Annotated in this window: 20 protein-coding genes and 1 pseudogene; 8 read left to right on the top strand and 13 right to left on the bottom strand. The window is 71.7% G+C overall.

The genetic code is table 11. The annotated features are described in order from the left end of the window. Nucleotides 1-109 precede the first annotated feature (109 nt). Nucleotides 110-1,819, bottom strand: a complete 1,710-nt coding sequence (locus ACIBH3_RS02615) for a 3' terminal RNA ribose 2'-O-methyltransferase Hen1 (protein ID WP_396310011.1) — start codon at nucleotides 1,817-1,819, stop codon at nucleotides 110-112. 151 nt (nucleotides 1,820-1,970) lie between these two features. Here ACIBH3_RS02615 and dapD point away from each other — a divergent pair, with 151 nt between their 5' ends. Continuing rightward, nucleotides 1,971-2,960, top strand: a complete 990-nt coding sequence (gene dapD / locus ACIBH3_RS02610) for a 2,3,4,5-tetrahydropyridine-2,6-dicarboxylate N-succinyltransferase (RefSeq protein WP_396310010.1) — start codon at nucleotides 1,971-1,973, stop codon at nucleotides 2,958-2,960. Between the two features lie 394 nt (nucleotides 2,961-3,354). On the opposite strand, the gene ACIBH3_RS02605 is transcribed toward dapD, so the two are convergent. The 6 genes from ACIBH3_RS02605 to ACIBH3_RS02580 form a co-directional block, all read right to left on the bottom strand. Further along, nucleotides 3,355-4,401 carry a DUF6099 family protein gene (locus ACIBH3_RS02605; RefSeq protein WP_396310009.1) on the bottom strand — a complete coding sequence of 349 codons (1,047 nt, stop codon included), beginning with the start codon at nucleotides 4,399-4,401 and terminating at the stop codon, nucleotides 3,355-3,357. Between the two features lie 202 nt (nucleotides 4,402-4,603). Then, on the bottom strand, nucleotides 4,604-4,963 hold the full coding sequence (locus ACIBH3_RS02600) for a nucleotide pyrophosphohydrolase (protein ID WP_396310008.1): 360 nt from the start codon (nucleotides 4,961-4,963) through the stop codon (nucleotides 4,604-4,606). Nucleotides 4,964-5,063: 100 nt separating this feature from the next. Then, nucleotides 5,064-6,509, bottom strand: coding sequence for an AAA family ATPase (locus ACIBH3_RS02595; protein WP_396310007.1), 1,446 nt, complete (start codon nucleotides 6,507-6,509; stop codon nucleotides 5,064-5,066). Nucleotides 6,510-6,647: 138 nt separating this feature from the next. After that, a complete protein-coding gene (locus ACIBH3_RS02590) occupies nucleotides 6,648-7,496 on the bottom strand; it encodes a putative RNA methyltransferase (protein ID WP_396310006.1) in 849 nt (282 codons plus the stop codon). Nucleotides 7,497-7,727: 231 nt separating this feature from the next. Further along, the gene (locus ACIBH3_RS02585) at nucleotides 7,728-8,573 is read right to left on the bottom strand and encodes a RimK family alpha-L-glutamate ligase (RefSeq protein ID WP_396310005.1); all 846 of its coding nucleotides are present in this window, start codon (nucleotides 8,571-8,573) and stop codon (nucleotides 7,728-7,730) included. Then, nucleotides 8,570-9,586 carry a RimK family alpha-L-glutamate ligase gene (locus ACIBH3_RS02580; RefSeq protein WP_396310004.1) on the bottom strand — a complete coding sequence of 339 codons (1,017 nt, stop codon included), beginning with the start codon at nucleotides 9,584-9,586 and terminating at the stop codon, nucleotides 8,570-8,572. The genes ACIBH3_RS02585 and ACIBH3_RS02580 overlap by 4 nt, the downstream gene beginning before the upstream one ends. A 238-nt stretch (nucleotides 9,587-9,824) precedes the next feature. Here ACIBH3_RS02580 and ACIBH3_RS02575 point away from each other — a divergent pair, with 238 nt between their 5' ends. After that, nucleotides 9,825-10,736, top strand: a complete 912-nt coding sequence (locus ACIBH3_RS02575; RefSeq protein WP_396310003.1) for a GNAT family N-acetyltransferase — start codon at nucleotides 9,825-9,827, stop codon at nucleotides 10,734-10,736. Nucleotides 10,737-10,746: 10 nt separating this feature from the next. Here the strand turns inward: ACIBH3_RS02575 and ACIBH3_RS02570 are convergent, their stop codons facing one another. Beyond that, a complete protein-coding gene (locus ACIBH3_RS02570) occupies nucleotides 10,747-11,169 on the bottom strand; it encodes a fic family toxin-antitoxin system, toxin component (protein ID WP_396310002.1) in 423 nt (140 codons plus the stop codon). Continuing rightward, the gene (locus ACIBH3_RS02565; protein ID WP_396310001.1) at nucleotides 11,166-11,408 is read right to left on the bottom strand and encodes a toxin-antitoxin system HicB family antitoxin; all 243 of its coding nucleotides are present in this window, start codon (nucleotides 11,406-11,408) and stop codon (nucleotides 11,166-11,168) included. Before ACIBH3_RS02565 ends, ACIBH3_RS02570 begins: the two co-directional genes overlap by 4 nt. A gap of 207 nt (nucleotides 11,409-11,615) precedes the next feature. On the opposite strand from ACIBH3_RS02565, the gene ACIBH3_RS02560 reads away from it, so the two are divergent. Continuing rightward, a complete protein-coding gene (locus ACIBH3_RS02560) occupies nucleotides 11,616-12,794 on the top strand; it encodes a TniQ family protein (protein ID WP_396310000.1) in 1,179 nt (392 codons plus the stop codon). A gap of 35 nt (nucleotides 12,795-12,829) precedes the next feature. Here ACIBH3_RS02560 and ACIBH3_RS02555 read toward each other — a convergent pair whose 3' ends face one another. The 3 genes and pseudogenes from ACIBH3_RS02555 to ACIBH3_RS02545 form a co-directional block, all read right to left on the bottom strand. Next, nucleotides 12,830-13,942, bottom strand: a complete 1,113-nt coding sequence (locus tag ACIBH3_RS02555) for a TniQ family protein (protein ID WP_396309999.1) — start codon at nucleotides 13,940-13,942, stop codon at nucleotides 12,830-12,832. Nucleotides 13,943-14,058: 116 nt separating this feature from the next. Further along, a pseudogene (locus ACIBH3_RS02550) lies at nucleotides 14,059-14,184 on the bottom strand (metallophosphoesterase); the annotation flags it as partial. Nucleotides 14,185-14,360: 176 nt separating this feature from the next. Continuing rightward, the gene (locus ACIBH3_RS02545; protein ID WP_396309998.1) at nucleotides 14,361-15,656 is read right to left on the bottom strand and encodes an HNH endonuclease; all 1,296 of its coding nucleotides are present in this window, start codon (nucleotides 15,654-15,656) and stop codon (nucleotides 14,361-14,363) included. Between the two features lie 406 nt (nucleotides 15,657-16,062). Between ACIBH3_RS02545 and ACIBH3_RS02540 the strand changes: the two genes are divergently transcribed. The 5 genes from ACIBH3_RS02540 to ACIBH3_RS02520 all read left to right on the top strand — a co-directional run bounded on the left by ACIBH3_RS02540 (nucleotide 16,063) and on the right by ACIBH3_RS02520 (nucleotide 19,485). Further along, complete coding sequence (locus ACIBH3_RS02540) at nucleotides 16,063-16,197, top strand: hypothetical protein (RefSeq protein WP_396309997.1); 135 nt, start codon at nucleotides 16,063-16,065, stop codon at nucleotides 16,195-16,197. Between the two features lie 404 nt (nucleotides 16,198-16,601). Continuing rightward, entirely contained in the window at nucleotides 16,602-16,808 is a 207-nt protein-coding gene (locus ACIBH3_RS02535) for a hypothetical protein (RefSeq protein WP_396309996.1), read from the top strand. Beyond that, entirely contained in the window at nucleotides 16,808-17,476 is a 669-nt protein-coding gene (locus ACIBH3_RS02530; protein ID WP_396309995.1) for a restriction endonuclease, read from the top strand. The genes ACIBH3_RS02535 and ACIBH3_RS02530 overlap by 1 nt, the downstream gene beginning before the upstream one ends. Then, nucleotides 17,473-18,186: a restriction endonuclease gene (locus tag ACIBH3_RS02525; protein WP_396309994.1), complete on the top strand. Its 714-nt coding sequence runs from the start codon at nucleotides 17,473-17,475 to the stop codon at nucleotides 18,184-18,186. Before ACIBH3_RS02530 ends, ACIBH3_RS02525 begins: the two co-directional genes overlap by 4 nt. 237 nt (nucleotides 18,187-18,423) lie before the next feature. Beyond that, entirely contained in the window at nucleotides 18,424-19,485 is a 1,062-nt protein-coding gene (locus ACIBH3_RS02520) for a homoserine kinase (RefSeq protein WP_396309993.1), read from the top strand. On the opposite strand, the gene ACIBH3_RS02515 is transcribed toward ACIBH3_RS02520, so the two are convergent. Continuing rightward, nucleotides 19,475-20,683: a DegT/DnrJ/EryC1/StrS family aminotransferase gene (locus tag ACIBH3_RS02515; protein ID WP_396309992.1), complete on the bottom strand. Its 1,209-nt coding sequence runs from the start codon at nucleotides 20,681-20,683 to the stop codon at nucleotides 19,475-19,477. The genes ACIBH3_RS02520 and ACIBH3_RS02515 overlap by 11 nt on opposite strands. Nucleotides 20,684-20,686 lie beyond the last annotated feature (3 nt).

Raw genomic sequence — 20,686 nt, 5'->3', positions numbered from 1 at the left:
GCCTGGTTGGCGGCCTCGGCACCGGCCTCGGTGGCGGAGATGTCGGCGGCGGCCGGTGCGGCTGACGGGTCCTCCGCTGCGGGGGCCTCGGGCTGCAGAGCGTCGTCGGTCATCGGGTCTCTCCCCCTTCGGGCGTCGTGGCGGTCGCAGTGCTGGCAGATGCGGCGGGTATGGCGGGCGCAGCAGGTGCTTCGGTTGTGGCGGCCGTCGTGGTCGCGGCGGCAACCGGGGCTCCGGCCGGCTCGTCGGCGGTTGCGCCGATGCGGAACAGGGCGAGCTGGGTCGGCGGGCCCACCTCCGCGTCCTCAGGACCGACTGACCGGAAGCCGACTGTGTAACCGTAGATGCCGGCGACTCGTTCGGCCCAGGCACGGAACTGCGCCCGGTCCCACTCGAAGCGGTGGTCGGCGTGCCGGACGTGCCCGACCGGCAGGCTCTCCCAGCGAACGTTGTACTCGACGTTCGGGGTCGTCACGACGACAGCCGACGGGCGGGCTGCGCCGAGCACGGCGTACTCCAGGGCGGGCAGCCGAGGCAGGTCGAGGTGCTCGATGACCTCGGACAGCACGGCGGCGTCGTACCCCTTGAGCCGGGCGTCGGTGTACGTCAGGGCGCCCTGGACCAACTTGACCCGGGCGGCCCGACGCTCGGGCATCCGCTCGATCCGCAGCTTGCGCGCGGCCGCCGACAGCGCCCGCGCGGACACGTCCACGCCGAGCACCTCGGTGATCCGGGCGTCCTGGAGGAGCGCGCCGATCAGCTCGCCCTGTCCGCAGCCGAGATCGGCCACCCGGGTCGCACCCACCTCCCGCAGGGCGGCCAGGATCGCCTCGCGGCGCTGCTCGGCGAGCGAGACCCGCCGGCTCTCCTGCTCGGCCGGCGCCTCCCGCTCGCCGTCGACCTGCTGCTCCGCATCTGCGGCCCTGCCCGCCTCGGCGGTCGTGGTCGTGGTCGCGTGTGTGTGCGCGCCCCTGTTCCCGGCGCCGGTCTCCTCCTCCGTGTCGTCCACGGCGTTGTCGATCTCCTCCGCCTCCCGGTCGTCCGCCTCCGCCAGCCGGGCCAGCTCCAGCCGCTGCATGGCGGTGCGGGTGAGCGACCAGCGCCGGGCCAGGTACCGGCGGGCGATCAGCGCCTGCTCGGGGTGGTCGGCGAGCCAGCCCTCCCCGGCGGCGAGCAGCTTGTCGACCTCGTCGGGTGCGACCCAGTAGTGCTTGGCGCCGTCGAGTACCGGCAGCAGGACATAGAGCTGCTGGAGCGCGTCGGCCAGGCGCAGCGTCCCGGCCAGCTCGATCCGGACGTAGCGCGAGTCGCCCCACTCGGGGAAGGTGTCGTCCAACGGGATCGGCGTCGCCTCGGCGTGCCAGCCGAGCGGTGCGAACAGCCGGGTGACCATGGCCGCCCCGCCCCCGTCGCCCGCACCGTTCGCCGGGACGGCGGGCAGCGAGATCCGCAGCGGCCGCGCCTCGTCCGCCAGCCCGGGCCGGCTCTCGCACACGCCCTTCATCGCGGTGCGGAACACGGTGCGCAGCGCGACCGCGAGCAGCGAGGACGCCGCGTACGGCCGGTCGTTGACGTACTGGGCGAGCGCGAAGTCGGGGGAGCCGCCGCGGCCCTTGCCCCGGCGGACCAGCGCGATCGGGTCGATCTCCAGCAGCAACGCCGCCGTACAGACCTCGTCGGTCGCCTCCGGGTAGAAGACATGGGCTTCGCCGTGCGACGTCCCGAACCGCTGGACCCTGCCCGGGTGCTTGTGCAGCAGGAAGCCCAGGTCGGTGGCGGGACGTTCGGCCGTACCTGTGGTGGAGATCAAGATGAACACCCGGCAGAGTATTACCGAGCGCCGACGCCCTGAGCACGGGGTTTTGCGGCTGGGCCGCGACGTCACCGACCGCCGCGCCGGCCTGCGGCACGGCCGTCCGCACGGTGGGCGCGTGCGGCGCCCGGAGCCGGAATTCGTTAACGTGCACGGTGTGACTGCTGAATCCACCTCCCTCGCAAACGGCGCCGTCGCCGCCGGTCTGGCGACCATCGCCGCCGACGGCACCATCCTCGACACCTGGTTCCCCTCGCCCGCCCTGGCTGCGGAGCCCGGCCCCGCTGGCACCGTCCGGCTGACCGCCGAGCAGGCCGAGGCCGAGCTCGGCCCGGGCGCGACCGACGCGCTGCGCAGCGACGCCCGCCGGGGCGTCGAGGTGGTCGCCGTCCGCACCACCATCGCCTCGCTGGACGAGAAGCCGATCGACGCGCACGACGCCTATCTGCGCCTGCACCTGCTGAGCCACCGCCTGGTGAAGCCGCACGGCCAGAACCTGGACGGCGTCTTCGGGCTGCTCGCCAACGTCGCGTGGACCAGCATCGGCCCCGTCCCGGTGGACCAGGTCGAGCAGGCCCGCCTCGCCGTCCGCGCCCAGGGCGGCCAGCTCGCGGTGTACGGGATCGACAAGTTCCCGCGGATGACCGACTACGTCGCCCCGACGGGCGTGCGGATCGCCCACGCGGACCGGGTCCGCCTCGGCGCGCACCTCGCCGTCGGCACCACCGTGATGCACGAGGGCTTCGTCAACTTCAACGCCGGCACCCTGGGCACCTCCATGGTCGAGGGCCGGATCAGCGCGGGCGTCGTGGTCGGTGACCACAGCGACATCGGCGGCGGCGCCTCGATCATGGGCACCCTGTCGGGCGGCGGCAAGCAGATCGTCTCGGTCGGCGAGCGCTGCCTGCTCGGCGCCAACGCGGGCATCGGCATCTCGCTCGGCAACGACTGCGTCGTGGAGGCCGGCCTGTACGTCACCGCCGGCACCCGGGTGACCGCGCCCGACGGCTCGGTGGCCAAGGCCGTCGAACTCTCCGGCCAGGACAACCTGCTGTTCCGCCGGAACTCGCAGACCGGCGCGGTCGAGGTGATCGCCCGGTCCGGTTCCTGGGGCGGCCTGAACGCTGAGCTGCACGCACACAACTGACCTCCTCGGTCGGATCCTCACTGACTGCACGGACTTCCTCGGTCAGGGTCGGCCACCGCTCCGCCGCCGGGCCCCCGGCGCCGTCCACCCCGGACGGTGCCGGGGGCCCGGCGGCGTGCGGAGGCACGCACGGGCCCACCCGGGACGGCCGGCACCGTCGGGCTTCCGACCAAGGCTTCAGGGCGGGGCGGGTGGGGCGGCGCTAACCCAGGTGGGTGGCCGGCCGCAAACCCCGCTCACCCCTGGGGTTTACCGGCGCCGGGGGTTGGGCCGCATCGGGTGGCCGGCCGTGACCCCGTCGCCGGCCGGGCCGTTGGGACGACGGGGGCCGCTTGCCCCGGCAACGCCACCGCCGGGCAGCCCTGCCCCGTGAGCGGCGCCGATGTCCACCGCATCACCGCGCGCCGCCGAGCCGAAGCGGCTCCCTCATGTCCGAGCCATGGTCCGAGGCACCCGCCGCACCGCAGGATCCGAGCGCCACCGGCCGACCCACCCCGGTCGTACCCGCCGTCTCCGCAGCCCTCTCGTCCTCACCCGCCGCAGCCCCCGCGCAGTCGGCACACGCCGGGCCGAAGAGCCTGCTGGAGCAGATGCGGGAGCTGCTCGCATCGGTGAGCGCCGATCCCGCGGGGCTGGGCGCCGAGCTGCACTCCTCCGGTGCCAGGGCAGCGGCGGTCGCCGGCTCCGCCGAGGTGGCCGCCACCCCCGGGGGCCGGTAGTGGTCTCCGACCGGCGGGCCCAGCGGGACGACGAGTATCGGCAGACCCCGCCCGGGCGAGGCCGCCGGAGCTGGTCCAGTCCCCGCAGGGCCCGGACCCCGACCGGCGGCGGCCCCGCTTCCGACCCGACCGCCCAGCGCCCCACCTCCCACGACCGCACCGCTCAAGGCCGCACACCCGAGGGCCGGGCCACCGCCCGGACCTCCGCTCTCCTGGGTGCCGACCTCCACGTCGACCACCCCGCCGGCCGTCTCCCCGGCCGCCGCCTCCGTCTTGCGGACGGCCCGGTGCAACTCCGCCACCAACTCCTTGCACTCGGCTCCGGCGTCGACACCGTCGATGCACGTCCAGTACAGGCTCTCCGCGTCCGCGCCGCAGGCCAGCACGACCAGCGTCTCGGCGACGTCGTGCAGGAGCCTGCCCAGCTCAGCCAGCAGCGGATCGAGCGCACCGAGGTCGGTGAGTCGCGAGGCCCGGCCGGCGCCGCCCCAGTCGACCCCGTGGCCGTCCGGCGACTGTTCCAGGCAGCTCGCGGCATGGGCGCCGGCCTCGCAGAGCAGGTGCCCGAGCGCGGCCACCTCCCCCTCCTCCTGTTCGGCGAGCCGGCCGCCGACGGCCTCGGTGAGCAGCCCGGCCTGCCAGGCCTCCGCCAGCGCATCCGGTACGTTCCTCGCTTCGGCCAGGGCGTGCCGGGCAGTCTTGATCAGTCGCAGCGCATCCACAGGTCGCCGCTCCCCTCGCTCGCGTCGGACCGTCCGCGGGAGCTCCGGACGGTGGTCACGGCGTAAGCGTGCGGCGGGAGCCGGATCCGCGCAGCCACCTATCCAAAAGCTGTGGACAACCTGGGGGTTGTGGATAACTCCTGTCCCCCACAAGGGTGATCAGGGCACATTCGGCCGATCAACGGACCGTCAAGCAGTCCGACTACCGCCCCTCCGTCGGAGGCTTGGGCACCGGGAATCGCACCTCGTTGCGCTCGATCTTCGCCGCCAGTGCCGCCAGCGGATCGACCCCCGCCGCCGTGCAGAACTGCAGGAGATAGGCCAGGACGTCGGCGACCTCGTCCCGCACCCGGTGGGCACCGCCCGGGTCGTCCATCACCCGCCCCGCCTGCTCCGGCGTCAGCCACTGGAAGATCTCCAGCAGCTCGCCGGCCTCCACGCTCAGCGCGGCGGCCAGGTTCTTAGGCGTGTGGAAGGGCTCCCAGCCGCGCGCCGCCGCGAACTCCGTCAGCCGCTGCCGCAGACTCTCCAGCGTGGGCTCCTGTGGCTCCACCGGCCGCATCGGCTCCGTCCCCCGCCCCGCCGAGGCCTCTGCTGACGTCTGGGTCGACGTCTCTCGCGCTGACTCTGGTGGTGTCTCTCGGTCGCTCACCCCTCCAGGTCTACCGCACCGACGCCGGACCACCCGACGCCGGACCCCTCGGCACCGACCCCGCACCCTCCGGCCCCGGCCCCGGCCCCGCGCCCGCACCCTGTGGCGCGCCGGGAACCCCCACCCCGACCGTGCCCTCCCCCGCCGCGCGGGCGAGCTGGGCCGGCACCCGGGGCGCCTGCGGCCGCAACACGCTGTGCCCGGACTCCGGATCGCGACGGCACTCGACCAGCGTGAACCCGGGCGTCTCCCCCGCCTCGCCCAGCGCCTCCCTGGCCGCCGCGGGCTCCTGGAGCGCCGCCAGCAGCCGGACGTGCCGCTTGTCGCACATGTCCCGGGCCAGGCGCAGCAGTGAGGCTGTCTGCTCGACCGACAGCCCGGCGCCGAGGTCCTCCGCGAGCACGGTCAGCTGGCGGTGCGCCCAAGGCACCTCCTCCGGCGGATCCACGTCCAGCACCCCCACACCGGTCAACAGCACAGCGGCGAAGGCGAGGTGCCGCAGCATGCCGTCCGAGGCCTGGTCGGCTCCGGTCCGGCCGAGCACGCCCTCGTCGAAGACGGCGATCACCCGCTCCGCGCCCTCGACCCCGCGCCGGGCCACGTCGAGGCCGAGCAGCGGGTGCGGGGCGGCCGACTGGACGATCTTGAGCAGGTGCCCGTACCGGCGGGTGCACTCGGACTGGAGGCGGGCCAGCACCGCCGAGATGTTGGCGGCGGAACCGAGCAGCTTCGCCTGCGGGTCGGCCTGCGTCCAGCCGCGCATCAGCGCCGGGACGGGGTGCACCGCGAAGACCTCGCGCAACGCGGTGAGCAGCTGCTCACTGGCGGCCAGCACCTTGCGTTCGCCCGTCGACGACCCGGCCACCCGCAGCGGGATCTGCGCGGTGATCAGACTGCTGCTGGGGAAGGGCGCCCTGATGTCCCCCTGGCGGGTGTCGTTGTGCCAGGTGACGTTGACCTTGCCGTGCGGGACGTCCTGCTCCCCGGTCTCCACCATGGTGCGCCCGTCCAGGGTCAGCCACTCCCTGGCGATCCGGACCGGGCCGTCCGTGCGGATCACGAGTTCGAGGCGGATCGAGCCGGCGCAGGAGCGCACGCTGCACCCCAGGATGATCGCGTTGCGGCCGTGCGGTACGCAGCCGATCAGGCCGCCGCGCACCGGTAGCGCCAACGGGCCCGTCAGACCGGGGATGCCGTCCAGGGAGCCCGCGATCTCCTCGCCGTGGGCCAGCCGGGAGAGCACCGCCAGGGCGTCCAGCGCGTTCGACTTGCCGACACCGGAGGGCCCGTGCAGGACGGTGAGCGGGGACAGTGCCAGGGTGGCTCGCCGGTAGGACTTGAAGGAGGTGAGCCGGAGTTCCTCGACGGTCGGGCGTTGCGCGGGCCGATCGGGCGGCCCGGCGGGCACGGGGACTGCGGCTGGGACTGCGGAGGAGTGGACAGCTTCGCGGGTCACTCGGGGCACGTTAGCTTTCGCCATCGCGGCAGAAACGTGCCTGCTCAGGAGATTCATCCCAACGGGTCGCCCCAGGAGCAGGGCCGGCCACGGGTCGCCCCAGGAGCGCGGCCGGCCGCCGCGACGCTCCGGCTCGCGTCAGCGGTGGTACGCGGCGACCGTCACCGAGGCCGTCACCTCGGCGGGGTCGGGCAGCGCGGCGAGCCGGGCGTCCAGCTCCCCGGGGTCGGTGTGCCAGGCGCTGGGGCCCATCGCGACCACCGTCCGCACCTCGGCCGCAGACAGCCGCAGCGGGAACTCGACCTCCCACCGCTCCCCCGGTGTCAGGTACGGCCCGAGCTTCTCCTCGATCCGGCGCTGCTTGTCCTCGTCGACCGAGAGCAGCCCCAGGGCCCCGACGAGTTCGCCCAGGTGACGGTGGGTCGGCGAGACCAGCAGCAGCATGCCGCCCGGGCGCAGCACCCGGCGGATCTCCGGGCCGTTGCGCGGTGCGAACACGTTGAGCATCAGGGCGGCGGCGTCGTCCCGCAGCGGCAGCGGCCGCCAGGCGTCGCAGACCACCGCGCCGATCCGCGGGTGCGACCTGGCGGCGCGGCGCAGGGCGAACTTGGAGATGTCCAGGGCCGCGCCGGGGTTGCCCGGACTGCCGGGGCCGGCGGGCAGGGCGTCCAGGACGTGCGAGAGGTAGTGGCCGGTGCCCGCGCCGAGGTCGGCGACCAGCCCTTGCGGGGCGGCGGCGGCAGCGGCCTCGGCCAGCGCGTCGGCGATCGGGCGGTAGTGCCCGGCGGCCAGGAAATCGCTGCGGGCGGCCACCATGGCGGCGGTGTCGCCGGTGCCGGTGTGTGCGTCGCCGGCCAGCAGGCTGACGTAGCCCTGCTTGGCCTGGTCGAAGCTGTGGCCGGACGGGCAACGCAGGGTGCGCCCGTCGAGCGCCAGTTCCCGGGCGCAGTGCGGGCAGGCCAGGTAGCTCACGATGTCCTGCAGCAACGTCCGTCTTCTCTCGCCGGTCCGGCCACCGGCCGAGGGCTCCGGCCTGCCGAAAGGTTCAAGCGTAACGAGTACGCCGACGGGACCGCGCCCGTGCGTGGCCGTCCTGCCGCCGGGCAGCCCCCGGCACTGCCTCGCCGCTGCCCCTGCCCATTGCCCATTGCCCGCTGCCCGCTGCCCGCTGCCCGCTGCCGCCGCTAACGGCGCGGGCCGCGCCGCAGCTACCCGCCGCTACCGCCCGGCGGTGACCGGCGCGGGTGCGCGGCTCCCGGCCACCACGGTGCGCGGACCGAGCGTCGCGGTGCGCAGGGCCAGCGCGGCGAGCGCCTCGGGGGCGCCGACCTGGCCCCGCACGCCCGGGAACGCGTTGATGTCGACGATCAGCGGCGCCCCGGGCCCGTCGAGCAGGTCGACGCCGTACACCTCCAGGTCGAACACCTCTCCGACGCGGCGCACCAGCTCCAGCCGCTCGGCCGGCAGGTCGCCGGCATCGAACGGCTGCGCGGGACCACGCGCGGCGTCCGCCAGCTCGGAGCGGCGGCGGGCCGCGAACACCTGGCCCGCGATCACCCAGAGCTTCTGGTCCCAGCCGGTGTTCGGGGTGAAGTCCTGGACGACCACCGGTTCGTCCGGCCAGTCGGCGGCCAGCCGCCGCAGCTGCTCGGCATCGTCCACCTTGGCGACCAGGTCGCCGCGGCGGCTGTGCCGGCTCTTGACCACCAGCGGGAGGCCCGCCCAGCGGACCCGGGCCGCCGAGGCCGCGGTCAGGGTCCGGGCGAACGGCAGCCCGGCGGCGAGCGCCAACTCGGCCATCCGGGTCCGGTCCTGGCAGAGTTCGGTGGCGGCCGCCGAGTTGATCACCGGCGCCCCGCTCGCCTCCAGCGCCCGGGCCAGGGCCAGGGCCCGGGGCGTACGCGACTTCAGCAGATAGACGTCGGCCAGGTCCTCGGGCGCCGGCGCGAGGACGTCGCCCACCGCGGGATCGCGGGTCTCGACCAGGTGGTCCGGCGTCAGCAGGGCCGCGGTGGCGGCCAGCAGGGGGTGGTCGGGGTCCCCGGTCAGCAGACAGATCCTCATCCGGCGCCACCGACGGCGGCCGCCGAGGCCGCGGCCGGAGCGACGGCCGGCTCTGCGTCCTGAGCCCCGGCGCGCGCCGTGTCCTGCACCGCGACGGCGTGTACGGCCTCCGGCAGCGCCGCCCCCGCCTGCACGGGCACCCGCGCGGGCGGCCGGCCACCCCCGCCGCCGCCGCTGCCGTCACCGCCGCTGCCGACGCCGGCGCCGGCCCGGGCCAACTGGAGCACCGCCCTGGCGACCCGCTCGACGGCGTCCGGCACCTGGCGGAAGCTCGGGAAGTCGTTGATGTCCACGACCACCGGCCCGTCCGGGCCGAGCAGGATGTCCACCCCGTACAGGTCGAGGCCGAAGACCGACCCCACCTCTGCGGCTATCCGGGCCACCTCACCGGTCAACGGCACCTGCCGCTCCCGGACTGGTCGGCCCGGATGCAGCGGCGAGCAGCGCTCGGTCGCGTAGAGCTCGCCGCCGACGCAGTACACCTTGAGGTCGGTACCGGAGTTGGGCACGTACGGCTGCGCGATCAGCAGGCCCTCGCCGGCCAGCTCCGGGCCGAGCTCGGCCAGGTGGTCGGGGGTCGCGACGAGCCGGACGGCGCGGCCCGAGCTGCCGTCGGCGGGCTTGACCACCAGCGGGAACTCGGACGCGGGTATCTCCGCCAGCCGCTCCCAGCGGGCCGCCGCGTACGTCACCGGGACGGGCAGGCCCCGGCTGCTCGCGATCACCGAGGCGAGCGCCTTGTCGCGCACCCCTCGGATCGAGCGGGCGTCGTTCACCGTGGTGAGGCCGACCGCCGCGGCGGCCTCCAGCATCGTCAGCCCCGGGCCGCCGGAGACGGTCTTGAGCACCCAGGCGTCATGGCTGCCGGCGCGCACGGCGTCGGAGATGGCGAGGAGCGAGTTGCCGGGCCGCAGCACCTCGACCCGGTGGCCCCAGGCGGTGAGTTGGCGGACGACGTCCAGCGGCATGCCGTCGTGCCGGTAGTGTTCCTCCACCAGGAAGCAGAGTCTCATCGGTACATCCCCGTATCCCCACCCGGACGTCCGCCGATCCGCCGGCAGAGTTGTTGACGCCCCAGGATGCCATGCACCGTCCACGCAAGATCGCCCGGCCTGTAAGCATTCGGCAACAATGCGCCTGAAATGCCCGGCCGGCCCGGGGCCCCTGTCCGCACGACAACCTGTCAACAATCCGGTGGCAGGCGTGGGAGGGCTCTGCTTGGATGCCGGGATGACTCCTGAGGTGACTTCTGTGGCGCTCGACGAACCCGGCCGACCCGAGCGGTCGGAGCGGCTTGAGCAGTCGGGGCGCCTGGAGCAGTTGGAGCGGTACTACGACGCGGTGCCCCGCCCGGGCGCCCGCGCCGAGGACTTCGGCCCGCTGACGCTGTTCGTCCGGGAGGGCCAGGGCTGGCCGTACTACGCCCGGCCGACCCTGGGCTGGACCGGGCGGGAGGCGACGGCCGACGACGTACGCCGGGTGTTGGCCCGGCAGCGCGAGCTCGGCGCACCGGAGAGCTTCGAGTGGGTGGCCGAGACCACTCCGGGGCTGCGGACCGTCGTCGAGGCAGCCGGGCTGACCGTGCACGAGCACCCGCTGATGGCCCTGGTCGCCGAGCCGGACCCGGACGGGCCCCGGAGCCGGCCCGCCGCCTCCGTCACCGTCGGCGTGCTCGCCGCCGACGACCCGGCCCTGCCGAGCGCCGTCGCCGTGCCGAACCTGGCCTTCGCGGACCGCGGTACCGGTATCGGTACGGCAGGCCCGACCGAACTGGACGAAGCCGTCGCCGCCTGCCTGGCCGACGGTGCGGTGGAGCGCATCGCCGACCGGATCAGGGCCGGGCTGACCGTACAGGCGGCAGCCGTCGAGGACGGCGTCGCACTCTGCGCGGGCCAGCACCAGCCGGTCGGCGCGGTCACCGAGATCGTCGGCGTCGGGACGCTGCCCGCCGCCCGCCGGCGCAGCCTGGCGCAGGCCGTGACGGCCGCGCTCGTCGCGGACGCCCGCGAGCACGGGGTGACGACCGTCTTCCTCTCGGCCGACAGCGAGGACGTCGCCCGGATCTACGCCCGGCTCGGCTTCCGCCGCGTCGCGACGGCGCTGATCGCCGAACCGGCGGAATCCGCCGCTCCGGCACCCACCACCGCCCCGGACGAGCAGTAGCACGCCGGGCTCAGTCCGAGTCGTCCTCGTCCTCCCCGCTGACCTCCTCCTCCTCGGCCTCGTCCACCACCCAGCCCGCCAGCCGCTCGGCCACCCCGGCGACCCCGAGCTTGCCCTCCCGGATGGCCCGAGCGAGGCTGCGCACCTCACGGGCGGTGGTCGCGACCGTGCAACCACTGGCGACCAGGTAGGCGTAAGCGGCGGCGGTGGCGAACAGCTCGTTCGTCCGCTCCAGCGAGGGCACCCGGATGAGCTGGTGCATCAGGGCCGCGGCGCGGTCCTGCGGCTCCGGGTAGACGGCGATGTCGAAGATCTCGGCCTGGTGCCGGGAGACCGCCGCGAGCAGCGATCCGTAGTCGGTGACCTGCGGGTCGCCGGGGGTGTACTCCTCGGCGGTCATGAGCAGCCACGAGAGGTCGATCTCCAGGTTCAACGACGCACGTCCTGGAGGTCGGCCGGGGAGCGCTCCCCGAACTCGGCCAGGAACGCCGTCTCGTACTCCTTCATGAACTGCGCGGCGGCGTCCACGAAGACGCGTCCGGCCTCACCGATGTCCTGTTGGACGAGCCGCTCGATGTACTGGTTCATGCTGATCCCCTGTTGTTCCGCCCGCTCGCGGGCCATCTCCGCGGTGGTCGCGTCCACCCGGACGTTCAGCTGCTTCTTGCCCATGAATTCAAGCTAGCGCCGAACCGCTAGCACAACAAGGGCGCGCGAACCGCCCGCCGCACGCCCCTTGTCGGACGGCGCGAAAGACTTCAGTGGCGCAAGATTCATTTCAGTAGGTCTTCAGTACCGCACCGAAGGTTTCAGTGAGTGCCTCCCGACTACAGGGAGTGTTCGATCTCCGATGCGGGGCTTCCTGGGATCCTGTGACGCGTGAACTCGCATGATGAGGGTGCCCAGCAGACCCGGCCAGCACTCGTTGCAGCCGCCGGCCTGCCGTGGCCTCGCCCCCTCCCGCGACGGCTGTCCTCGGTTCCGCTTCCTCGGCCCGGCGAGTCTCTCCTAAGCTGGCTCGATGCGGTCGCGCTTGACTTCGACGTCAGCCGGGACCAAGCCGCCCAGGCCACCGGGGTCATAGCCGCCGACGAAGCGCCTGCCCGGCTCTCTCTCACCTCCGCGCATTCGCCCGTCTTCAGCCTGGATGACGAGACCACGGCTCGGATCGAAGCCGCGACAGGACTGTCGGGCAGCGAAGCCAGGAACTTGACCTTGGGCCGCTTCGTGGGGACGGCATTGCGAACAAGCCCGACGCGTGCCGTTTCGTCGTCCGGACGCGGTGTCGCAGCCGGGCCCTGGATCGATCACACTGAGCTCCGCTTCTGCCCAGGGTGCGTTGCCGCCGACGATGGAAGGGGGCCTTTGGCCTGGTCACTGCCCTGGGTGTTCTGCTGCCTCGTTCACAGGTGTTATCTGATTACCATCTGTCCGGCGTGCCGCATAAAGGTGCGGCCCGCCGAAGTCAGCCTCGCACGAGGGGTCTGTGGCCGTGCTGCTCGGGAGCGAGGCGCCGAGCCAGCTCTTCGCTGTCCTGGGCGCTTCCGGGACGCCGAAGCACCACCGCTGCGGGATCCCGAGCTGATTCGACTTCAGGAGCTGCTTCTCGAGCATCTCCAGGCCGATAGTGAGGCTTCACGCGACCGAGCCCGCGCCGACTTCCAAGACCTCTCAGAAATCGCCGTGATGGCCTTATTCCTAGCGACTCCCGCGCATCTGGACGGCGCCGATCCAGTGATACATGACGCCTTTTCTTGTTTTTCCCGAAGATACTTCGTGAAACACGGGAGGCTCATGAGGGAGAGGGATCGGTTCTACCCTGGAATGCTGGTTCTCACCGGGTGTTTGCGCGTGGCATCCCAGATCGTCTTCGCGGACGACCCTCTACAGGCCGCCCTTTCACTGTCCGATCTCAGAAAGCGCCCGGCAAATCCTGCCGTTCGACCGCTCCGCCGCTCCTGGATCACTCGGCCACCTGTCCACTCCGGCGAGCGAATCAGGTCGATCGTAGAGGCAGTGCAGGAGAATTCCGAATTTTCTCGCGGCTGGCCTTCCTGAATCATGCGCAACAACTTCCAGATCCGCTGGCCCGGTCAGAGATCCCGACGCCAGGTGAGTTTTTCATAGGAAATCGGCCCCAGCGAAAGCTTCAGGATCGGCTGGAGACGCTGGCTCCCCATGAGGAAGAGCCAGATGTCGTTATCGTCCCACGGATGATCGGGGTACGGACGTGGTGAATCCACTTCCTCATCGCCCAGGAGCCATCGCGTCGCCTCGTCCATGTCCTCGCAGATGGCCAACTGTCCCGCTATCCGGACCATGCCGGCCATCCCAAGACCAAGGAAGGAATTGGTGGCCTTCCTGGACCGAGTTCGCCGGGGGAAGCCCTCACGGACGGCCTTGTCGGCCCCGGCAAGGTGGCGGGGCTCGGCGTGCCACGAGACTAGTTTGAGTAGGACGTTGAAGTCGTCCTCTGCGGCCCGATCGCATTCCTGCCCTGGGCCATCGACAAGTGGCAACGTGTTGAGCCACGCTTGGATCTCCAACAGGACGCGGTCACGGGTGCGAAGCACCGGAAGGTCCTTCAATGGCTTTCCACACCAGCGGGTACCGGTGTGTTCGACAGTGGCGGGCCGTCGGAGGCTCGGGCTCGCCGGCATCGGCCCTGTACACAAGCCCGGACTCCTGTCCCGGAATCTCCAGGGCTGGATCGGCGCGTCGCAGTTAGTGCACTCGCGCACCAAGTAGCAGGAATGTTCCAGGCAGATCACCGACCATCTCCTGTACCAGAGCAGAGGCCACCGGTTGTCGTTCTCGCACAGGCACTTCGGGCAGACTCCTCCCAGTACCTTAGTGGAGCGGAAACTGTTCCTCCCTCCTGCATTGATCCACAGGTCGGGTATTCGCTGACCCTTGTCATCGACATACAAGGGGCTGAGCGTCATCGCGAATACCTCATCGAGGGTCAGACCGGTGGCGGCGCTCACGTTGGCCGCTTGGGCGGTGGTGAGCTGGATGGTGCGATAGGCAAGGCGTCTGCCGGCACTGTTTTCCACTTCCAGGCCGAGCAGTGACATGGCATGCTTGCGACCGATTTCATAGGTTGCCGCTACGTGCTCAACCCAGCTGTGCAGTGATTCGCCTGCCAGCGGCAGCGGCACCGAGGCCAACCGCCGAGGCACCGTCGACGTCATCTCCTGCGGCATGGTGACCGTTCTCCCCGTGTCTGCCGATCGCAATGTGTCTGGGCACCCTGACACGGATAACGCTGCTGGTCAGCGACGCCGGGCCAGCCGTCACCGAAGGGGCGTACACCGAGCGTTCACCGTAGTGGGGCGAAGCGGACGGGGGTGTAGCGGTGGGTTCCGCAGCCGGCCGAGACGTGGAGGTGGGACTGGCGGCCGCCGGCGCGGTGGGTGGAGACGCCCTTGACCCGCTTGGCGTGGAGGAGCGGCTGTTGGAGCTATGGGGCCGGATCCAGTGGTCATGGAGCATCCTCGGTCGTCCTGGTCCATCGTCATCCGCTACATCGGCAACATGACAGCGGATTAGGAGCCGGTCGCCTGGTTCGCCCCGTACGCCTTGACGGCGGGCTGGACGCAGATCGACATCGGATCCAGGGCATCAGCTACCACTCACGCCGAGGGGAAGGCGACCGGCCGCTTCCAGAGTCGAGCCGTAGTACGGCAGGCAGGTCGTGATGTCAGAGTCCTGGTACGCGCCCGCCCAAGAGGCGGCTGTGAACAGGTCCTGAACCGCGAACTCGTACTCCCGGCCTGCTCGAAGCACCCAGTCCTGAAAGGCCCCGACCTCGTCCCGGCTCGGCCACCGCATCGCAGTGGAGAAGAACGCCTCGGCCCAGATCTCGCACATGCGGGTGAAGAACGCCGGCTTCTTGGTAATCGCCAATTCTGCCTCGCCGAGGCCGAAATAGAGGTTCGAGGAGCGATGCGCACCTGCATAGACGGCGGCCCGCAGGACGCGAACGACGTACACCCCTTCGTTCAGCAGCTCGTCACACTGGGCCTTGACCCGGTCGACCAGATCGGCAGGCGGACACTCGCCCGCCTTGATCAGCCAGGATGTCGACCATGCCTCGAGCACCTCATCACGGTCGAATGCTGCAAGAGCCTCGGTGACGTCGGTGAGGTGGAACCAGGCGGCGAACTGCGCTCCCCGCAGGAGCCGATGGGGCTCCTCACCACCGTCTTCGCGGCATCGCGCCACGCTAGCCGAGAAGGTCCGGCCCTGGTCGTTGCTTATGATGCCTGGCCACTCGTTGACCCACACGTCAACGGCTGCTTCGGCGATCGGGTCGCGTTCATCGCCATCAGAGGCCAACTTGTCCTCGGCACTGACGATGGCCTTGGCACGCTCCTGAAGTCCGTCGATCATGCGCCACGCGATGCCGCACACGTACTTGAAAACGTTGGGCAGCTTGACCGTGGGGTTCGTCATGGCCGTCTCGACTATATCGGGCCACACCGATACGGGCAGGCCGGCTACCCGGAAGCGCTCGATGCTGGTGCGCCAGTTCTCGTCGAGGGGGGTTGACAAGCGCTGGCCGCCGCTCTCGTACGTCCACGTTTCCCAGGCCTGCTGGAACGCCTTCCTGTAGGCAAGCCTGGGCACTTCCTGCGCTTCGAGTTCGGCGGCGGCTTGCTTGAGCGCTGCCGCCCAGCGCAGGGCGTCCTGGGCCACGTCGGCGACGATGGCCGCGTCAGCGGGGAGTGAGGACTTGCCGCTGTTGCAGGGCTCACATGCGGCGATGAGGTTCTCCGGGCTGTCGCTTCCGCCGAGGGCGGTCGGAGTGACGTGGTCGACTGTCAGCTTCACGTCAGGGGCCGTGGCTCCGCAGTAGCGGCACGTGTGGTTGTCACGGCGGAGGATTTCGAACCGGAGACGCTTGCTGACGGCCATGCGGCTCTTCTCTCTCGGTGGTGGGCGCGGCGTGGGCGCTGACGTTAGCTCAGCGGGCGGACATGAAACCCCAATCAGAATAGGAACTCCTCGGAAGACCGCCTTGCTGCAGTGCGTCTCGGGTGGGGCTGGTTGGAAACCGCCGCGGCTGGCCTCGGTGATGAACGCCAGCCCGGGGGCGGTGCCCGGGCAGCCGCGGCCGGATACGATGCCGACGCGTCGCACGGGGATCGGATGCTGGGGCGCTGAGCCTGGGCCGAAGGCCGGTGATGGTGATCCGGGGCGTCCAGTCCTCGCGTCGTTCCACGGTGAAGAGGTGGCCGGGGTCGAGGGAGGCTGCGGCGGAGTCGACCATCTCGCGGCGCAGCGTGTGTCGAGCCCGCCAGGCATCGCCGCCGTCGCGGTCGTGGCCAGCACTTCAGTCGAGCGCCCACTCGCCAGGCTCACCTCGGCGGACGTCGAGTCCGCGGCCGACGGCCGACGCTTCAAGGCAGTAAAGAGCTTCGCACCGGTCGCTCTCGACCCCCACCGAAAACCATGAGGCGGCCACGGCTCCCGCTGCAACAGGCAGTTGCCGGCGCAAGCGCGCGGCAACCATACGCTGGCGTGCGCCGCCGTGAACGCGCCATCTACGCCGACCGAGGTGCCTGCGCAAGCCGCAGGGCCGATTCGCGTCGCTCCGCAGGCGATCGACGTTCTGCAGGCCCCGGTGCCCGTGGTGGCGTGGTACCGCAGCGGTGCCGAGCCGCCTCGGCATGCCGGGGTATCGGCACTGGTCAGCGCCGCGCCCTGGGGGCTGGACCCTGGCAGGCGGGCCAGTGGCTGGTTAACGCTGCACCCGATGATCGTTGTTGGCGATCCGTCAGGTTTTGTCGGAGCCCGCTGCTACACCAATTCTCCGGGGCGGGCCGCGCTGGGCGGAGCGCCATTGTGGGAGGGGATCGCATGGTGCCCGAGGGATACACCTACGTGAAGGGTCACATCCGCCGCAAGCCGCGGCCGAGGATCAACAAGACCAGCGGCTGGCTGATCGCGGCGCTCGTCGTCGGCGGCCTGTGGCTGTACGGGCAGGGTGGCGGCGGCTCGGCGACCACCACGAACACCAACCCGGGCACCACCGCCCCGGCTTCCGCCCCGGCGGCGGGCCACTGATGCGCCGAAAGCTCCGCCGGCTCGGACTGCGAGCACCACGTACGACCGCCGAACACATCGCCGCCGTCATCATCGTGCTCGTCGTGGTGTCGTGGGCCGCGCAGGGCCTGCGGTGGGTGGTCACAGACGGCCTTCCCGTTCTCGTCACCTTGGCTGCTCTCGGCGCGGCGGGTGTGGCCGCTTGGTGGTGGATTCAGCGCGTGGGTGCAGCAGCGCGCCGCGAGCGGCTCGCTTCGCTGCGGCTCAGCCTCGCCCAGCTCGACGCGATGGACGACAAGCAGTTCGAATTCGCCCTGCGCGACCTGCTCCTGCGCGATGGGATCGAGGCCCGGCAGGTCGGCCAGCAGGGTGACCAGGCCGCCGACGTGATCGGCCAGGACGCCCGGTGGGGCCGGATCGTCGTGCAGGCCAAGCACACCAAGGTCGGCGGCAAGGTCGGCTCCCAGGTGATGTACCAGGTCAAGGGCACCGCCCAGCCCGTGCACCGGGCCGATGTCGCGGTGGTCGTCACCAACGGCTCCTTCACCCGCGACGCCAAGGCGTGGGGCGACAAGCACGGCATCCACTGGGTGGACCGCGAGGCCCTGCGACGCTGGGCCGAGGGCGGCACCGCCCTGCCCGACCTCCTGCACCTGTCCCGGCGCGGTCGACTCAGGGCGGCAGCATGACGAGCGCCAGGGCCTCGGCGCTCGCCACCGAGTCGATGGACGGCGCGATGGACAGCGCGCCGCTGCGCGCGACCACGGGATCGTCCGGCGAACGGGCCCCGGACGACACGTGGGGCTGGCCGGAGGTGGCGATGGTGGCCACCGCAGTGCTGGGCGGGTTGGCCCTGATCGCCGGAATCGTGGTGCTCGGCAACTGGCTGGACAGCATCTGGTGGCCGTCCACCACCGTGCTGGGGCCGGCGTGCTTCCTCTTCGCGGTGTGGGGCTACCGGCGAGAGGGCCGCCAGAAGTGGGAGGAGCGCCTCCGCCGTACCGGGCTGAAGTACTCCCTCGCGCAACTCGACGCCCTCCACTACCGCAGGTTCGAGTACGCGGTGCGGGACCTGATGCGCCGCGACGGCTTCCGAGCAGAGCGAACCGGCGGCGGCGGGGACGACGCCTGCGACGTGCGGGCCGTGGACCCGGACGGGCGGATCTGGGCCGTCCAGGTCAAACACCGGCGTGACGGTGCCGCCGGAAAGAAGATCGGCACCCCGGTCCTCCAGCAGGTGAAGGGCACCGCCCAGCCCGTCCACGGCGCCACGTTCGCTCTCATCGTCACCAACGGAGGCTTCTCCTCCAAGGCAATCCCGTGGGGCAACACCCACGGCATCCATCTCGTTGACCGGCATCTGCTGGAGACGTGGGCGGCCGGCGGCGGACTGCTGTGAGACTTGATCGACAACCTCCCCGCGCCCAAGCGCCACCCCTCCGACTCCGACCACAAGAAGGCCCGCCGCAGGTGAGAGGCAAGCCCCGCCCCAGCCCCGGAGCGGGCCCGCGACGGCACCGCACAGTCAGGGGACACCCAGTGGGTTGCGAGCCCGTGCCGGTCTGCGCGCGGCCGGGCGGGTGGGGGTGGACTGAACCGGCCTCGCAGGGCCGCGTGCTCCGCTAGCCTGCATTGGGTGACGGAAGCGATGGACGACCCCTCGTGTGGCTCGCGCTACAGCATCATCGAGGAGGACCTGGTGGTCCTCGGCAAGTCCTTCGGGCTCGGTGAGGTCCAGGCGTGCCGCTTCCTGCCCAACGGCCTGATGAACGGCAACTGGCGGCTGGAGACGGCCGACGGCGCGTTCGCGCTGAAGCGGATCATGGACGTGCCGCTGCCGCTCGCCCGCCGCAACCTCGCCGTCCTGTCCGAGCTGGCCGACGCCGGAATCCCGGTCGGGCGGCCGATGGCCACCCCCTCTGGGGAGACCGTGGCAGAGGTCGCAGACCGTGGCTACTGCCTGATCCCCTGGCTGGAAGGCGGCCACCAACCAGGGACGGAACTCACCCTCGACCAGGCCAGAGACCTCGGTGTCCTGCTCGGCCAGATCCACCGGAGCCTGAACGACGAGCGGACCGCCCGCCTGCTGCCGCCGGCATCGGAGCCCCCGGCAGCCTCGGTGATCACCCCGTACTGGGCGCGCGTCGAAGCGGACCGCTATCTCACGCGGATCGCCGCCCTGGAGTGCCCGACGGCCTTCGATGTCGAGGCGGCCCAGGCGCTGGGCGAGCGCAAGATCCTGCTCGACAAGTACGCCCACTTTCACCCCACCACCGAGGTGGCGGCCGGCCCGGTGGGCTGGACGCACGGTGACATGCAGCACCGCAACGTGCTGTGGCGGGATGGCAAGATCGCCGGGGTGATCGACTGGGACCGTATCCGCGTGCGTCCGTTCGGCGAGGAGGTCGCCCGCACCGCCACCGTGCAGTTCGGCGGGGAGGACGGCTTCCTCGACCTGGAACGGACCTCCGCGTTCGTGGCCGGCTACCGGTCGGTGGTGCCGATCCCGGTGCTGGCGCTGGCGGACGCGGTGCAGCGGCTGTGGTGGAAGCGCATGTCGGACTACTGGCAGCTGGACTTCCACTACGACCGTGACGACCACTCGTGCGACCATCTGTTCCTGCCCGCCGAGCGTCTCCTGGCCTGGTGGACCGAGCGGCGCGAGGTGGTGCAGGAGGCGTTCGCCGCTATGCCGTGACCACGGTCCGGGCCAGTACGGCGGTGAGGGCCTCGGCGACCTGCTCCATGTAGTCCGGGGCCAGGATCTGCGGCACCTTGAGGACGATCATCTGCCGCATCGCCTTGTGGAAGTTCGGCAGCTCGTCCCTGGTCGGCGGCCGGTAGGGGCTGCGTGCGAGGTGCGGCCAGAAGCGGGCGGCGAGCTCGGGGCGCTGGAGAAGCGGTGCCTGTGTCCAGTCCTCGTACAGGGAGCGGACGGGGACGCTGGCGGCCTTGAGCCGCTTGCTCAGCTCGGCCGGGTCCGGCACGCGGACGCCGATCGTCAGCGGGGTGCCATACCAGCCACGCACCGACAGCTCGCCGATCTCGGGCCAGGCCAGGGGCACGTCGTACTCCTCCAGCGCCTTGCGGAGGGTGGCGAGATTCTGCTCGGCGGCCAGCATCCGGTCGGGCAGCGATCGCAGCTGCTGGCGGGCGATGACGGCGGACAGGGCGGGCATCCGGTACTTGTAGGCGGCGCCCGTGGTGGCGAATGGCTTCAGCTCGGGCAGGGTGAGCTCGGCGGCGAGGCGGGCGGGGTGGTGGCCGAGGGTGAGGGCCCGCTCGTAGACCTGGCGGTCCGTGGTGGTCAGGATGCCGCCCTCGCCGCCGGAGACGGACTTGGACTCCTGGAGGCTGAAGCATCCGGCCGCGCCCCAGGAGCCGACGGCTCGGCCCTGGTAGAGGGCTCCGTGGGCGTGCGAGCAGTCCTCGACGACCGGCAGGCCGGTGGCCTTGGTGAGCTGATCCATGCGGGCGGGGATGCCCCAGGTGTGGGTGGCCAGGACCGCCGAGCAGGCGTCGGCGGCCTCGGCGACGGCGGTGGCGGCGATGTTCGGGCTGTCGGGCTCGATGTCGCAGAAGACGGGGTAGCTGCCGGCCTGGAAGACGGCGGTGATAGCGGAGACCCAGGTCATCGGGGAGACGGCGACACCGGCCTCGGGGCTGGCGCCGACCGCGTGGAGGGCGGCGTGCAGGGAGGCGGTGCCGGAGTTGAACGACAGTGTGTGGCGGGTGCCGGTGAGGCGGGCGAAGGCGGCTTCGAGGGCGTTGGTGGCCGGGCCGCGGTTGATCTCGGAGAGGTGGCCGTCGTCGAGGAGCTTGAGGACGGCGTCCTTCTCGGCCTGGCCGTACTTGGGCTCGCGGGGGAACGGGAGGGTGACGGCGGGGTCGTTCACGGG

The sequence above is a fragment of the Kitasatospora sp. NPDC050543 genome, from assembly GCF_044457565.1.
In the GTDB taxonomy this organism is placed as follows: Bacteria; Actinomycetota; Actinomycetes; order Streptomycetales; family Streptomycetaceae; genus Kitasatospora.
The sequence above is the reverse complement of the archived record's forward strand: the minus strand, read 5'-3'. Positions and strand labels throughout refer to the sequence as shown.

Bases quoted from the DNA above. Each gene is read 5' to 3' on its own strand.
- ACIBH3_RS02600 (WP_396310008.1), bottom strand. From the start codon at position 4,963: ATGCGGCCGGTGGAGCCACAGGAGCCCACGCTGGAGAGTCTGCGGCAG.
- ACIBH3_RS02580 (WP_396310004.1), bottom strand. From the start codon at position 9,586: ATGAGACTCTGCTTCCTGGTGGAGGAACACTACCGGCACGACGGCATG.
- ACIBH3_RS02530 (WP_396309995.1), top strand. From the start codon at position 16,808: ATGCGCCGAAAGCTCCGCCGGCTCGGACTGCGAGCACCACGTACGACC.
- ACIBH3_RS02585 (WP_396310005.1), bottom strand. From the start codon at position 8,573: ATGAGGATCTGTCTGCTGACCGGGGACCCCGACCACCCCCTGCTGGCC.
- ACIBH3_RS02525 (WP_396309994.1), top strand. From the start codon at position 17,473: ATGACGAGCGCCAGGGCCTCGGCGCTCGCCACCGAGTCGATGGACGGC.
- ACIBH3_RS02535 (WP_396309996.1), top strand. From the start codon at position 16,602: ATGGTGCCCGAGGGATACACCTACGTGAAGGGTCACATCCGCCGCAAG.
- ACIBH3_RS02545 (WP_396309998.1), bottom strand. From the start codon at position 15,656: ATGGCCGTCAGCAAGCGTCTCCGGTTCGAAATCCTCCGCCGTGACAAC.
- ACIBH3_RS02565 (WP_396310001.1), bottom strand. From the start codon at position 11,408: ATGGGCAAGAAGCAGCTGAACGTCCGGGTGGACGCGACCACCGCGGAG.
- ACIBH3_RS02555 (WP_396309999.1), bottom strand. From the start codon at position 13,942: ATGCCGCAGGAGATGACGTCGACGGTGCCTCGGCGGTTGGCCTCGGTG.